General features: G+C 39.8%; 14 protein-coding genes. 9 read left to right on the plus strand and 5 right to left on the minus strand.

Features of this window, described 5'->3' with window-relative positions:
* Positions 1–142 precede the first annotated feature (142 nt).
* Together ABJE44_RS05810 and ABJE44_RS05815 are read right to left on the minus strand one after the other, a co-directional pair.
* Positions 143–715, minus strand: coding sequence for a YdeI/OmpD-associated family protein (locus ABJE44_RS05810; RefSeq protein WP_348113223.1), 573 nt, complete (start codon positions 713–715; stop codon positions 143–145).
* Positions 716–747: 32 nt separating this feature from the next.
* The gene (locus ABJE44_RS05815) at positions 748–1,650 is read right to left on the minus strand and encodes a LysR family transcriptional regulator (RefSeq protein WP_348113222.1); all 903 of its coding nucleotides are present in this window, start codon (positions 1,648–1,650) and stop codon (positions 748–750) included.
* 91 nt (positions 1,651–1,741) lie between these two features.
* Between ABJE44_RS05815 and ABJE44_RS05820 the strand changes: the two genes are divergently transcribed.
* Positions 1,742–2,017 (plus strand): DUF1330 domain-containing protein, encoded by a 276-nt coding sequence (locus ABJE44_RS05820; RefSeq protein WP_348113221.1) that lies wholly within the window; start codon positions 1,742–1,744, stop codon positions 2,015–2,017.
* A gap of 164 nt (positions 2,018–2,181) precedes the next feature.
* Here the strand turns inward: ABJE44_RS05820 and ABJE44_RS05825 are convergent, their stop codons facing one another.
* Complete coding sequence (locus ABJE44_RS05825) at positions 2,182–2,730, minus strand: outer membrane beta-barrel protein (RefSeq protein ID WP_348113220.1); 549 nt, start codon at positions 2,728–2,730, stop codon at positions 2,182–2,184.
* Positions 2,720–3,478: a hypothetical protein gene (locus ABJE44_RS05830; RefSeq protein WP_348113219.1), complete on the minus strand. Its 759-nt coding sequence runs from the start codon at positions 3,476–3,478 to the stop codon at positions 2,720–2,722. Before ABJE44_RS05830 ends, ABJE44_RS05825 begins: the two co-directional genes overlap by 11 nt.
* Before the next feature lie 382 nt (positions 3,479–3,860).
* On the opposite strand from ABJE44_RS05830, the gene ABJE44_RS05835 reads away from it, so the two are divergent.
* The 8 genes from ABJE44_RS05835 (at position 3,861) to ABJE44_RS05870 (ending at position 13,122) form a co-directional block, all read left to right on the plus strand.
* Complete coding sequence (locus tag ABJE44_RS05835; protein WP_348113218.1) at positions 3,861–4,880, plus strand: rhodanese-related sulfurtransferase; 1,020 nt, start codon at positions 3,861–3,863, stop codon at positions 4,878–4,880.
* 105 nt (positions 4,881–4,985) lie between these two features.
* Positions 4,986–5,246 (plus strand): EF-hand domain-containing protein, encoded by a 261-nt coding sequence (locus tag ABJE44_RS05840; protein ID WP_133470082.1) that lies wholly within the window; start codon positions 4,986–4,988, stop codon positions 5,244–5,246.
* A gap of 150 nt (positions 5,247–5,396) precedes the next feature.
* Positions 5,397–7,583 (plus strand): S9 family peptidase, encoded by a 2,187-nt coding sequence (locus ABJE44_RS05845; protein WP_348113217.1) that lies wholly within the window; start codon positions 5,397–5,399, stop codon positions 7,581–7,583.
* A 102-nt stretch (positions 7,584–7,685) separates the two neighbouring features.
* Positions 7,686–8,570: a glutathione-dependent disulfide-bond oxidoreductase gene (gene yghU, locus ABJE44_RS05850; protein ID WP_348113216.1), complete on the plus strand. Its 885-nt coding sequence runs from the start codon at positions 7,686–7,688 to the stop codon at positions 8,568–8,570.
* Positions 8,571–8,978: 408 nt separating this feature from the next.
* Positions 8,979–9,788: a formate/nitrite transporter family protein gene (locus tag ABJE44_RS05855; RefSeq protein WP_348113215.1), complete on the plus strand. Its 810-nt coding sequence runs from the start codon at positions 8,979–8,981 to the stop codon at positions 9,786–9,788.
* A 100-nt stretch (positions 9,789–9,888) separates the two neighbouring features.
* Positions 9,889–10,332 carry a cyanase gene (cynS, locus tag ABJE44_RS05860; protein WP_133470086.1) on the plus strand — a complete coding sequence of 148 codons (444 nt, stop codon included), beginning with the start codon at positions 9,889–9,891 and terminating at the stop codon, positions 10,330–10,332.
* A 32-nt stretch (positions 10,333–10,364) separates the two neighbouring features.
* The gene (locus ABJE44_RS05865) at positions 10,365–12,092 is read left to right on the plus strand and encodes a bifunctional protein-serine/threonine kinase/phosphatase (RefSeq protein ID WP_348113214.1); all 1,728 of its coding nucleotides are present in this window, start codon (positions 10,365–10,367) and stop codon (positions 12,090–12,092) included.
* 115 nt (positions 12,093–12,207) lie between these two features.
* Positions 12,208–13,122 (plus strand): diguanylate cyclase, encoded by a 915-nt coding sequence (locus ABJE44_RS05870; protein ID WP_348113213.1) that lies wholly within the window; start codon positions 12,208–12,210, stop codon positions 13,120–13,122.
* A 74-nt stretch (positions 13,123–13,196) separates the two neighbouring features.
* Here the strand turns inward: ABJE44_RS05870 and ABJE44_RS05875 are convergent, their stop codons facing one another.
* Positions 13,197–14,375: a dipeptidase gene (locus tag ABJE44_RS05875; RefSeq protein WP_348113327.1), complete on the minus strand. Its 1,179-nt coding sequence runs from the start codon at positions 14,373–14,375 to the stop codon at positions 13,197–13,199.
* Positions 14,376–14,539: the final 164 nt, after the last annotated feature.

Consider the following 14,539-nt stretch of genomic DNA (forward strand, 5'->3'; position numbering starts at 1 on the left):
CTTCACTTAAGGTTACAACAAGGGCACCCATTTTACCCAGTGTTTTGAGATTTTGCTTTTGTAGTAGAAGGCGATAGCGGTTTTACCCTTCTGGGTTCGAGTTCAGATTAACTAAACTAAATTACCCGCTTATCAGCCTTGATTAAGGCTTCTCTTTGTTAGTCAGCATAGTAATGAATTTTGTAAAGCGCCTTTGCCTAGTTTCTGGCTTTTTGGCACTTGTTAGGCCGTAAGCAATGGTATTTCGATGGGATTTATTAAGGGTGTCGTAAAAACGCTTAGCACAGGGGAGTGTATCTAGTGCGGCTATAAAATCTTCGGGTATTTCCATTTTACTGACCACATAGGCCTCATCCCAACGGCCATCGGCCTTCGCTGCTCGAACATGAACCAGCCCAGGCTCCATAATGCGCCCTGTCGCTATTAGTTGTTCAACATGCTGTGTATTTCTTTTAGACCAATTGCTACGGGATAATCTTGGGGTGATACGTTGCAGATAGGTTTGCTCATCAAGTGATTTTTTGATGCCGTCAATCCAGCCCCAGCATAAGGCTTCTATCACGACATCATTCCACGTGACACTATGCACATTAGTGTGTTTTTTGAATATTTTAACCCATAGCTCAGTTTCGGTGGCGTAGTTTTGTCGAAGCCATGTGTTGAGTGCTGCTGGTGTAGCAAATGCCATTATCTTCGATGGTATAGGTGTTGGCACTGCAGTCGCTCCCTTTGAAATTGGATTATTGTTTATATATTGGATTTTGCAAAATAGTAGCGAAATAATTCATAAAACCGTGTGAGGTGTATGGGTTTTTCACCTTGGTACTTGTGTAAAAAGTAGAAATGCCAAGCTCTGCCTCTGGTATCTGGTATTACTCGCTCTATAGAGCCCTCTGCCAGATGTGGCTGCACTAAAAATTCGGGTAACAACGCGATGCCCATATCATTTACCACTAACTCTAGCGCTGTCACTAGGGTATTCACTTTTGCACTATGAGTAACCTTTACTAAGTGTTTATTTTCTAGTGCGTTATCAAATAGCTGCAATTCATCATGTTGCCAAGCTGTCGCGATAAACTTGTGTGCTGATAGGTTTTCAATTTTAGTCAGTTCACCTTGCTCTTGTATATACCGACGAGACGCACAAAATATTTCAGACACTTTTCCGATAGACAAGGCTCTATAATTTGAGTCTTCTATGTGACCACCAAAAATGGCGGCATCTAAATTATGCTCAATTAAGTCTAACCAGGTTCCAGATACAACTATTTCGGGGGTTAGCAGCGGAAATTCCAAGCATAACTGCCTTATGGCAGGCACCACAAAACCCTTCTCAAAAAATGGCGGCACAGCCACTTTAAAGCTTCCTGATGGTTGTGCTTTTGCACTACTTAACTCGGTTAAGGTAAGGCTAAGTTGTTGGCTTAGCAGCTCACTTCTTGCCAATAAAGCCTTACCCACAGAAGTTAGCACTAAGCCTCTGGTGTTACGTATGAGTAACTGCTGTCTTGTTGCTTCTTCTAAGCGTTTTATTTGTTGGCTAACAGCTGATTTACTCAAGCCCAGCTTTTTTGCCGCAGCGGTAAACGACTTTTTCTTGGCTACTTCAACAAAGATCAAAATTAATGGTGCGAGTTTTATATTGTCCATATTTTTAAACTATGTGTTTATTTTGTGGTTATTGTTCATTTTTATGCGTGAAGTTAAGGTGTGTCAACCTAATACCTAAAGAGATAGCAAAATGAAAACATTAGTCATAGTTGATGTAAACCCAATAGATAAAACCGTTATAACTGAGTACAGCCAGTTAGCTGCCAAAACATTAGAAGCCTACGGAGGGCAATTTATTGCTAAAGGTCCCATTGAAAGCTTGCATGGTGATGCCCCTTACGCCATGAAAGCTGTGATTGAGTTTCCAGATAAACAAAGTGCTCGAGATTGGTACTCCAGTGATGCTTACCAAGCAATCATTCCACTCAGAAATACAGGAATGGATAGCCAATTTCATTTGGTATAGCTAAAAGGAGGTGCAATGCGCAGCTTTGTAAGCTGCGCTAAAATCAATCTATCCCAGTTGCTTAGCGACTTTGAAGCTGAAGGTAAGCCAAGCGTATTGGCTACGTAATTTGAAAACAAACTGCTTTTTAGGGCGAGCCAACATGGATACCCTCTTATATTATTTTAGAAGTTATACCTTAAGGACAAATTTGCACCTAAATAGTTGTCTTCTTGGCTGTTGGCTTCAGGGTACTTTATTTGCTGTATCTCATAGGTTATCTTATAATTTTTGATGCGCCATGACATGCCTACTGCAGAACTAATGTTTACTAAAGTCTCTTGCTCGAAGTCTGACTTATAACGTGTATATCCAGCGCCAAGACGAGCTGTAAAACCAAAAATTCTTCCTAAAGGTTTAGTCGCTCTGAGACCCACAAATGCAAACTCGTTGCTTTGTGTAAAATCTACATATAAATTTGAATAGGAGTCTTCAAACCGTTTTTTTACGGTATTGTGTTTTGATATTTCAGCTTCAACAGATAGCCATTCTGTTAAATGATATCCGCCGAGTAAACCATACATCGCTCCTTTGTCATTCACTGTGTCTTTATTATTCATCACTCCAACAGAAACACCTGCGTACCAAGGTTTAGTCTCATTTTCAGCCATGCAAGTCGCACTAAATAAAATGGTAACTAAAATTAAAGTAGTGCTGATAATGCTATTCATCATATGTTTCTCGTAAGTTTGTTAATGTTATAGACAAAGCTGAAAGTTTTTGTAATCTAAAGCTCCCACCCGCTAGGTTTTCGTCTATGGAGCCATATGATATTGGATACAAACTAATAGTAACTTCACATTGACTGTTATCACCGTCGATACTAAGTAAACTATTGGCAGGTATTGTTAAAGAGGTTTGTGCTGGAGTTAAGGCAAAAGAGGCTCTACCCACACAGTCGCCAGTTAAAAATAGCGTATCATCAATCGGTTGACTCTCCCAACTGATAACTAAATCTTCAGAGTTATGATCATAAATGTCATTAGCTAATGGTGTTATGTAGGTTATGTCTTCTGGGACAAAAGCCACCGATTTTAGCGTCGAACCATTTGCTCTTGAGAAAACTAATGTAAACTCATCATCAGTTTGAATCTCTGTCGTTAACGCTTCTGTTTCTATAAAGGTAATGTTGTCTTGCTGGTCCCCGTCGTTCTTATTAATAATAAACTGCAGCGGGTACTGCTCATTGTTGTTAATTGTTAGAAATTGATGCTCGTTATTATTTGAGAGATAAATTTCACCATCGGAACTGAGATCTGTTAATACTTGTATCGCGCTATCATCAATTGATATTTCGATATTTTGAAAGAGAATCCCATCGGGGTAATCATCTGAAGGCTCAGCTGGGTTGCATGAACTCAATAGCAGCAAGGCGCTTGTAATGCCGCATAAAACGAACTTATTATTTATAGTGGTTATCATTTATGCCAACTTAAACTTAAGGTAAAGAATACAATAGAGGCGCCACCATAGCGGTAAATTATTCAATGGTCACGCCTTAATTCTTGACTAGCCCTAACCGCTGAAAGTGATTAAAACAGAGTGTCTTGATGATTCGCATTATTGTGACTTCTTCGCTATGTATGTGCCTCGCCGCATGTGGCTTTTTGGTTGCGACGTTAAAGAAGGCGAATGTTTGGTGAGCATACTGAATAATCTTAATAAACGTCGCGCATGCAACCAGTGGTTCAGCCACAGAACCCTTAGTTATTGACTTAGATCATTGACCAAAAAACAAAGATTAGCTACCATCCGCACCCTAATTTTTTGCTCTGGGATTACGCCCCAAACCGCAGGTAATATTATGTCTGAACACGCTAATTCAGTACATGCAAAATACGTTGTATGTGCGCTATATAAATTCGTTTCTCTTGAAAACTACAAAGAGCTGCGCCAGCCTTTACTTCAGTTCATGGAGTCTCAAAACATCAAAGGTACTTTGCTACTGGCTGAAGAGGGCATAAACGGTACAGTTTCGGGTACCCGTGACACTATTGATGCTTTACTTGATTGGCTAAATGCCGATGAGCGTTTAAATCCTATTTCTGTGAAAGAGTCTTTAGATGAAACCCAGCCGTTTCATCGAACTAAAGTAAAGTTAAAGAAAGAAATCGTGACTATGGGCGTTGAGGGTATTGACCCTCGCAAGACAGTGGGGACTTACGTTAAGCCTGCTGATTGGAATGATTTGATTTCAGATCCAGAGGTATTGTTAATTGATACCCGTAACGATTATGAGATTGAAATTGGCACCTTTAAACACGCAGTGAATCCTAATACTGAGTCGTTTCGCGAATTTCCTAAGTATGTGAAAGATAATTTAGATCCTGCTAAAAATAAAAAGGTCGCTATGTTCTGTACTGGTGGTATTCGCTGTGAAAAGTCTACAGCTTATATGAAAGAGCAAGGGTTTGAAGAGGTGTATCACCTTGAAGGTGGTATTCTTAAGTATCTAGAAGATGTCCCTAAAGAAGACACCTTGTGGGAAGGCGATTGCTTTGTATTTGATAACCGTGTGGCAGTTAATCATGATTTAGAAAAAAGTGATTATGACCAATGTTATGCCTGTCGTTTACCTATTACTGAAGAAGATAAACAAAGTGAGCAGTTTGAGTCTGGCGTAAGTTGCCCTAAATGTTTTGGTACTCACAGTGAAGAACAGTTAGCGAGATTTAAAGAGCGTGAAAAGCAAGTGAACCTAGCTCGAGAGCGTAAAGAAGAGCATTTAGGGACCGAGGCTCGTAAAGCCATTAAGTTAAGGCGCCAACAAAAAGGTGCAGCTCGCCGTGCACAGCGCACAGCAATGGGGAAAAGTAACGGCTAGAAGGGTGATTTATTTACCTTTTTGCTTCTTGTTCACAATAGTGCATAGACACTCACTCGTGATAAGCGTTAGACTTAAGCCATTGAATTAATAGTTGAAGAAATTATGTCTTTAAATACAGAATCTGAACAACCACTTGCACCAGAAAAAATTGCAGAAGCCCGTAAAGAGTTTGATTTTTTTGATGCTGACGGTAATGGTGAAATAGGCTTGAAAGAGTTTATTGAATTATTAACTGTTTTATCACCTAAAACTAAAGCAAGCCATGTAGAAGAAGGCTTTAACTTAATTGATAAGAACCACGACGGGTCTATCGATTTTGAAGAGTTCTTAGAATGGTGGCAACAGTCGTGGTGGGAATACTAAATTAAACTTTAGTGAAACAATTGTAAGATTTGCTAAAAGCTCAAACTTTGTTGTTTGGGCTTTTTTTATGAATGGAGTAAAGTAGATTTGAGCTGTTTTTAAATACTCTGCTCCATATACAAGCTGAACAATTTATAAGGATATAAAACTATGTATCATCGCCCATCAAGATGGTTGTTATTAATCACCGCTATTAACGTCTTATTTCTCTCATGTGAGCCCATTAAAGTGACCGAACAGAAAACCGAGCAAAAACCATATACTCGATTGACTCAATTAGCGATACCTGCGCCAATTGCCAAGCAACAAGCTTTCAAAGCCGAATACCATGGAATAGAAATATCAGATGACTATCATTGGTTAAAAGATCAAGGCTATCCCACAGTAGATGATGTGTCTGTACTTGATTATTTAACAGCTGAAAATCAATACTATGCAAAGTTCATAGAGCCGAATCAGGCCCTAGTCAGCAGTTTAGTTGAAGAGTTTAAGGGCCGAATTAGCGATGCTGAAACCTCTGTGCCTTGGCAAAAAAATGGCTATGAGTATCGCTGGTATTTCAGGGTAGGTGAAGATTACCGCGTATGGGTAAGACGAGCTCTTGATAGTGCTGAAGAACAGATTATTTTAGATGAAAATAGATTAGCGAAAGAGTATGAGTATTTTGATTTAGGCACTATCAAGTTTAGCCCTGATAATAATTGGTTGGCTTATTCTTTCGACACAGACGGCAGTGAACGATACACAGTTAAAGTTGTGAATTTAAACACTGGGGAATATCTAACAGACAATATTTCTAATACTTATGGCTCGCTGCTGTTTACAAAAGAAAATAATGGTTTGATTTATACCTTGTTAGATGAAAAAGAATTACGAGCTAAAAGCGTGAACTTACATTCGTTTGGCGACGAACAACCAGAAGACCGTGTTTTAAAGGCTGAAGACGACACTGAGTATTTTTTGGGATTTCATGCCACCAGTAGTGGTGAGTATTTAGTTATCAAGTCGGGCAACTCTGAGGCGACTGAATCTGTGGTGTTTGATTTAGATGATTTAACGAAAGCCCCTGAGTATCTGAGTAGGCGTGAACAAAGGTTCTTATTAGAGGTAGATCATGGCAATGGTTTCTTTTACCTTCTAAGCAATGATACCCATACCAATTTTAGGCTCGCGAAGGTGAGTGACCTCGACCCTAAATATGAAAACTGGCAAGATTTTATTGCAGGATCAGATGATAATTATCTTAAAGACTTTCAAGTATTTAAAGACTTTGTGGCCGTATCTAACAGTATAAAAGGTATTCAGTCATTAAGTATTTTGCCTAACCATAAACCTGCATATGATATTTCGCTTCCTGAAAAAGTAGCCAGTGTTGGGTTAAGCCTTAATCCTGAATTTAATCAGCAACATGTACGTATTGCTTACGAGTCTATGATCACTCCTGAAAGTGTCTATGACTTTGATATGACAAGCAAAGCCTTAACCCTCAGAAAAGTTAAAGAGATACCATCGGGTTATGATAAAACCCAATATTACACAGAGAGGCTGATGGCCCCTGCCAGAGATGGTGTTGCAGTGCCTGTTTCTATTGTTTACAAAAAGGGCTTTAAAAAAGATGCTAGCCAACCCGTGTATTTATATGGATATGGAGCATATGCATATGGGATGGAGCCTAGCTTTTCACCTAACATATTAAGTCTACTCGACCGTGGCTTTGCGTTTGCTATCGCCCATGTTAGAGGGGGGGATGAAATGGGGTTCCAATGGTATTTAGATGGCAAGCTAACTAAACGCCAAAACACCTTTAATGACTTTGTGGATGTAGCGCAGTTTTTGATAGAGCAACACTATGTGGCAAAAGGTAATATTTCTATTAGTGGCCGCAGTGCGGGTGGCGAGTTAATGGGGGCAGTGGTGAATCAAGCGCCTGAACTTTGGCGTTCGGTTAAGCTAGGTGTACCTTTTGTGGATGTGTTAAATACTATGCTAGACGCAAGCTTACCTTTGACGCCACCGGAGTGGAGCGAATGGGGTAACCCAATTAAGAGTAAAGCATCTTTTGAATACATTAAAAGTTATTCTCCCTACGACAATATCGAAGCTAAAGCCTATCCACCTATGTTGGTGACTGGAGGCATCAATGATCCTAGAGTGACCTATTGGGAGCCCGCCAAGTGGACGGCTAAATTACGAGCCACAAAAACTGATAATAATTTACTGGTGATGCGCATCAATATGGGCGCGGGTCACTTCGCTAACACTGGGCGATATGCACAATTAAAAGACTCAGCAGAAGAGTACGCATTTACGCTTCTCGCTCACGGAATAAAAGAATAGTGTGTTTAAGGGAATTATTCGCTGGGGTCTTCGTTCTAATATTAAAATAACCCTGTCTGTGGCAAACCTTGGTTTACTTCACAGCACCATAAGGAATGATTTATGACTGATACACGTTACACGCCCCCTAAAGTTTGGACGTGGGATGCGAATAGTGGCGGTAAATTTGCCAATATTAATCGCCCCATTGCCGGTGCCACCCATGATAAAACCCTACCCATTGGTAAGCACCCTCTACAGTTGCATTCATTGGCTACGCCTAATGGTGTAAAGGTTACCGTGATGTTAGAAGAGTTATTGGCGGCTGGTATTAAAGATGCCGAGTACGACGCTTATATAGTGAATATTATGGAAGGCGACCAATTTGGTAGTGACTTTGTTGATATTAACCCTAACTCAAAAATACCCGCGCTCATGGACAACAGCACCTTGCCTCCAACTCGTGTTTTTGAATCGGGGGCTATTCTGTTGTACCTAGCTGAAAAATTTGATGCCTTTTTACCTAGTGAACCAGCTAGAAAGCCAGAGTGTTTATCTTGGTTGTTTTGGCAAATGGGCAGTGCGCCTATGCTAGGTGGAGGTTTTGGGCATTTTTATGCTTATGCACCAGAAAAGTACGAATACCCCATTAATCGATATGCTATGGAAATTAAGCGTCAATTAGACGTATTAGACCGCCAATTAGCTGATAAGGAATTTATCTGTGGTGATGAGTACACCATAGCCGATATGGCTATTTGGGCTTGGTATGGCGCGTTAATGTTAGGGAAACTCTATGATGCAGCTGAGTTTTTACAAGTTGAAAGCTACACTAACGTAATGCGCTGGGCTAAACAAATTGATGCTAGACCAGCTGTAAAAAGAGGGAAAATGGTAAACCGCACTTGGGGTGAGCCTTCAGGCCAACTGCACCAACGTAATGATGCTAGTGACTTTGAGAATAAAACCCAAGATAAAATGGACGGAGAAGGAGTGAAAACTCTTTAAGCTTGCAGTTTCTAACATTGCCTCACCCTTTGGGGCAATATTTCTGTTTTCCCTTTTATTGAGGTTTGTTTCTTTGCTATTTTGATTGAATTACGCACTGTCGAGGTGCGAATGTGAACAATTTTGATCTTCATCTTTTTATTCTACTAGGTATTCAACGTTTCATCTCTGTACCCAGAAAACGTTTAAGTGCTTATTTTTATTTGGTATTTTCTTATTATTTCTGGTGTGAAATTCCCTTTGGCCCAGTGTTTGCTTTGTGGAAGTTAGAATCAAAGTCAATAAAGACTTAAAATAAAAGATTCAACGGATAACGACGTCCATAAATTCATTAGCTAGCGCTAGTGAATTTATGGACGTTTTTTTTGCTTAAAAATCACACATAAAATCAAAATACGAGGATTAAACATGTCTTACTTAGAACCAAAAGAGTTTGCCACCAAAATGGTAGATGCCGGTGAACAGAAAATTTTTATGTCCACCAAAGATACGTTAGTTAGAGCATTTATGGCTGGTGCCATTCTAGCTTTGGCTGCGTTTTTTGCGATAACTGTCATTACTAAAACAGGTAATCCTTTGCTTGGAGCAGTTCTGTTTCCTGTAGGCTTTATCATGCTTTACTTGATGAAATATGACTTGTTGACAGGTGTATTTACTTTGGTTCCTCTTGCGGTAATCGATAAAAGGCCTGGCTGTACTGTGAAAGGTATGTTGCGTAACTGGGGATTAGTTTTTTGTGGAAACTTTGCAGGTGCCTTAACGACTGCATTTTTCGCTTCGTTTATTTTAACTTACGGCTACCAGATAGATGGTGGTGCCGTTGCTGAAAAAGTGGCGACCATAGGTGAATCAAGAACCCTAGGTTATAAAGAGCAGGGCATTCTAGGTTGGTTCACCATATTTATCCGCGGCATGTTGTGTAACTGGATGGTATCTATGGGCGTGGTTGGTGCTATGATTTCTACTTCTGCTGGCGCTAAAATGGCCGCAATGTGGATGCCTATCATGTTGTTCTTCTATATGGTGTTTGAACACTCAATTGTAAACATGTTCCTTTTCCCATTCTCTATGATCATGGGCGGTGAGTTTGCTATATCTGATTACCTAATATGGAATGAGATCCCAACTGCACTAGGTAACTTAGTGGGTGGTTTCTTATTAGTCGGCTTACCTATTTACTACACCCACGTGCGTGAAAGTAAAAAGCGTAGCGCTTAAGTTTCCCTTTGGTACTTGCTGGCCTAGCTATAGTTCAACAGCCTATTGTTTTTAGTCAGCAGGTATCATTTTTTATTTTTGAATATAAGAGAGTGATGTAATGAATCGTAATGAAGTTACCGAACTTATTGTTTTACAAAAACAACTTAAAAACATGACTTGGCCACAACTAGCTGAAGCTGTGGGTCAAAGTAAAGAATGGACTACCGCTGCTTTATTAGGGCAAATGACTTTAACAGTTGAGCAAGCGACTAAAGTAGGTGAGTTATTAGACCTGCCGGCTACAGCCGTCGCGCAATTACAAGTGGTGCCATATAAAGGTTCGTTGCCGACAGCAGTGCCTACGGATCCCCTGATTTATCGTTTTTACGAATTAATCAATGTTTATGGAACTACATTTAAAGCGCTCATTCATGAAGAGTTTGGTGATGGCATCATGAGTGCTATCGACTTTGACATGGACTTAAGCCGTCAAGAAGATGCAAAAGGTGATAGAGTCAAAATCACCATGACAGGTAAGTTTTTACCTTATAAAAGTTACTAACATTTTGTATAAACAGTAAGGAACCTCACGCCATGCCCAGTCAATTAGTTGTTTCGGTGGGGCAGTATTCTGATAAAGGCCGCAAAGCGGTGAATCAGGATTTTTATGGTGTGATGGTGCCTACTGAGCCTCAATTATCTACCAAAGGTATTGTTGCTGCCATTGCAGATGGTATTAGCAGTAGCGAGGTTAGTCACATTGCCAGTGAGTCTTCAGTCAGGAGCTTATTGGATGATTACTATTGTACTTCAGAAACCTGGTCTGTTAAGAAGTCTGCTGAACGAGTACTTACTGCAAATAATACGTGGTTACATTCTCAAACCGAAAAGAGTGAACATAGGTTTGATAAAAATAAAGGGTTTGTTTGTACCTTAAGTGCTTTGATTCTCAAGTCAAACACCGCTTACACCTTTCATATTGGCGACAGTCGCATCTATCATTTTCGAAATGGTAATGGCGCTTCATTAACAGCAGATCACCGTACCTGGGTGTCTAGTGAACAAAGTTACCTCAGCCGTGCCATGGGCATGTTTAGTCAGTTAGAGTTGGATCACGATTCCCTGACAGTTGAAAAAGGGGACGTGTTTATTCTTGCTACAGATGGTGTATATGAGTGCGTAGATAAAAATCTAATGTACCAATTTGTAGAGAAAAATGCAGCTAACTTAGACGAAGCCGCCGCAAAAATAGCGGAGTATGCTTTGAATCAAGGCAGTGATGATAACCTAAGTGTACAAGTGGTTAGACTTGATAACTTGCCTAGTCAAGATGTAAATGAGCGTGTTAAAGAACTGACAGTATTACCTTTTCCTCCTGTGATGGAGGTACGAGAAGAATTTGATGGCTTTAAAATTTTGCGGGTCTTGTACTCAACTAGCCGCAGCCATGTATATTTAGCTGAAGACTTAATCAGTGGTTCTGATTTACCTGTGGTGATAAAAGCTCCATCTATTGATTTAAAAGATGAACCAGCTCATCTTGAACGTTTTTCAATGGAAGAGTGGATAGCTAAACGTATCAATAGCGCCCATGTACTTAAACCCTGCAACGTGACTCGTAAACGAAACTTTTTGTTTACAGCATTTGAATTTATAGAAGGCCAAACACTCACCCAATGGATGAGAGACAATCCTAAGCCTAGTCTGCAAAGTGTCCGTGAAATAGTGGCGCAAATTGCTACAGGATTACAAGCGTTTCACCGCTTAGAAATGCTGCATCAAGATATTCGTCCAGAGAACATCATGATTGATAAGTCGGGTGTGGTGAAAATAATTGATTTTGGCTCTACTAAAGTCGCTGGTTTGATGGAAATGACTCAGTCTATAGAGCATGAGAATATTTTAGGCACAATGCAATATACCGCACCTGAATACTTTTTAGGGGAAGCAGGGGCACCGCGATCAGATTTGTTTTCACTTGGGGTCATTACTTATCAGATGTTAACAGGGAAATTGCCTTACGGTACGAGTGTCTCTCAAGCCCGCACTAAAACAGCTCAAAATAAGTTGCGATATCAAACTGCATTACATGATGACCGAGAAATTCCTGCTTGGGTAGATGACACCTTGAAAAAAGCCCTGCACCCCAATCCTTACAAACGTTACCAAGAACTATCAGAATTTATTTTCGATTTAAACCAGCCTAGTAAACGTTTTTTAAGTAAAGCCAAACCACCGCTTATTGAACGAGATCCTGTGGTGTTTTGGCAAACTATATGCGTGATTCTTATCTTGATTATTGTGTGGCTGTTGGCAAGGTGACTATAAGTGCTGCAGGCAGTATAGTATGTGTAGGTATTTGGCGATAATTAGTTAACTTTGTTAGGTATTTGCCGTTCAGAGTATTTAGTTTAGTTGTGATTTTTAGGGTTTTAGCATGTTTGATGATGGCGAATTTATAGATAAAAAAATGTTGGTTCTTATAGTTGAAGATGATCCCCTTAGTGCGGTCATCTCAATGCAAGCACTGGATGGTATCTATCAGACACACCATGTTTCTAGCGGCTTAGAAGCAATAGATTTTTGTCAAAATATTGCTCCAGATTTGGTGCTGATGGATTTCAATATGCCCATAATGAGCGGTTTAGAAACCTGTAATACCTTAAAACGAAGATTTGCAACCAAGGATATTTCAGTATTTTTTATAACGGGAAGAACAGACCCTGAATCCGAAGATGAGTGCTGGGATGCGGGATGTGTTGATTTCATCGCTAAGCCGTTTTCGACACAAACTTTAAGACATAGGGTGATGTCTTTTCTATCAATGAAAGCTTCAACAGATAAACTTAAACATCTTTCAATATCTGATGAGTTAACTAGTATTCCTAACAGACGATTTTTCGATGGTTTCTTTTTTCAACAGGCTAAGCTAGCCGCTAGAAACAATACTATACTGGGTTTATTAAAAGTGGATATTGATTATTTTAGACAATACAACGAAGAGTACGGCCAATTTGAAGCTGATAATTGTTTAAAAAAAATAGCAAAAACCTTAGCCAATTTTGCCCGTAGGCCCACAGATTTTTTGGCTCGTTTGGAACAAGACAAGTTTGTTTTAGTATTGCCAGATACAGACTCTGCAGGTGTCGAATATATTGCGAATTGCTTGCTAGAGACCATTCGAAATTTGAGTATTCCACATCAGCCTTCGCCTTTAGAAATAGTTACTATATGTGTAGGTGGTACGGTTGTTGGTGATGGTTCGTTAGATATAAACCCCATTATTGGTAGGGCTGAAAATAGCTTGTATCAGGCTAAAGAAAACGGCCGTAATACGTTTGTTATCGCCTAATTTTTGCCCCAAAAGCAAGCCTTGGTCATAGGTTTGCTTTTGGGATGAGTATTATGCTTAATTCAGTTTAATTACTAGTGTTTAGCTGCATATTCTTCGTTAATTTTCCAAACGCGCATAAAATTACCACTGAGTATTTTTATGATGTTACTGTCGCTATAACCACGATTAAGTAAACCTTGAATTAGGTTTGGGTAAGTTGATACATCTTTAAGATCCGTTGGTAAGGAATCACCTACACCATCGTAGTCAGAACCAATCCCCACATGGTCTACACCTATTAACGCTACCACGTGATCAATATGGTCCAAAACACTATCAAGTGTGGCGTAAGGTAGAGGGTTTTCTTTACTATATTTGTCAGTAAAAGCCTTAAATTCAGCAGTGTCTTTACCTAGCTTTTCTTCTGCAGCTTTGCGGTCTGCTCCGCGTTTTTTACTCCAAGCATTGGCGTTTTTAGTAACAAAAGTAGAACCAAAGTTAATTTGAACTACGCCGCCATTTTTGCCCAAAGCTTTAATCATCGCATCATCCATATTACGTTCAAAACCAGGAGTAAACTCACGTAATGATGAGTGCGATGCAATAACAGGTGTTTTACTGATTTCAATGGCTTGATAAAACGCATCATCTGATACATGAGAAATATCGACTAAAATGCCTAGGTTATTCATTTCTACAACTAACTCTTTACCAAAAGGGCTAAGGCCATTCCATTTTCTACGTAAATCGTAAGATGAATCAGAGATATGATTTGCCAGAGAGTGAGCAAGTGTGATGTAACGAATGCCTCGGTCATAGAAATGTTGCAGGTTAGCTAAGTCACCTTGAATAGGTGAGCCGTTTTCCATCCCTAAAGGCAAAGAGATTAAACCTTTTGCAAATTGTTCTTCTACATCAGATGTGCTGGTGGCGATTGCAAATTTATCAGGAGCACGGCCAACGATAGCTTCCATATAGTCGATAAGTTTGTCGGCTAATTTAGTTGAGCCTGCTGAGTTGTCTAAACTGGCTGGAACATAAATAGACATAAAAGGAGCATTTAGACCCCCTTGCTTGGCTCGGGGATAATCAAAGTCACCTCCTTCAGTGGCTTTAGTGACATCTACCCATTGTTTTTCAACGCGATAGGGTACGTCGATATGTGAGTCAATAATGATATTCTGTTGGGCTAATTGATGGGCCTTGTCACTGACTTCTATCGCTGTCGTTTGCCCTACATATAAGGCCGAAGCAACTAATAAGCCGCCCAGTTTTATTTTGGTTTTAATTGTTTTCAAAGAATAGTCTCCCGCTATTTTTAATGTTTGTAGCAACCACTGACAGAGTTAGAGGTGCTTTGAACGTTACATTTGTGTTTGCTGTTAATGCAGTTTATAGATTGGCCTCATAAAGTAAAGTCAGCTTTAATGTACCC

Source organism: Paraglaciecola sp., assembly GCF_039942875.1.
Taxonomy (GTDB): domain Bacteria; phylum Pseudomonadota; class Gammaproteobacteria; order Enterobacterales; family Alteromonadaceae; genus Paraglaciecola.